At 61.6% G+C, this 331-nt stretch carries 1 protein-coding gene; it reads right to left on the bottom strand.

Annotated features, from left to right (window positions below):
* Nucleotides 1-106: 106 nt before the first annotated feature.
* On the bottom strand, nucleotides 107-331 hold a 225-nt coding region (locus N826_RS44675; protein ID WP_044438149.1), incomplete at its 5' end, for a hypothetical protein.

The following is a 331-nucleotide window of genomic DNA, read 5'->3' as shown; positions in this document are numbered from 1 at the left end:
GGGCGGAACCGACCAGTTCGATGGTGTCGGCCGGGCCGCAGAGCGGCATCGATTCCGGCCGGAGTTCGAAGGATGCGGACATGGGATACTCCTCATATCTCTCTGGTCATATCTCTCTGGCGGGATTGCCGCGCCATGTCGAGTTGGCGGCCAGATGCTCGCCCTTCATCAGGAAGCTGTCGGGTCCGAGCGCCACGTTGTCTTCCATTTCGATGCCGTAGTGGACGAAGGCGTTGCAGCCGATGGTGCAGCCGTCGCCGATGCGGATGTAGTCGGACTTGAAGGCGCCATCCTCCAGCGAGTGGCCCTGGATCGTGACCATCTGGTTGAT

Origin of the sequence: Skermanella aerolata KACC 11604, assembly GCF_000936425.1 — a bacterium.
In the GTDB taxonomy this organism is placed as follows: Bacteria; Pseudomonadota; Alphaproteobacteria; order Azospirillales; family Azospirillaceae; genus Skermanella; species Skermanella aerolata.
This window is presented reverse-complemented; position numbering and strand designations above follow the sequence as displayed.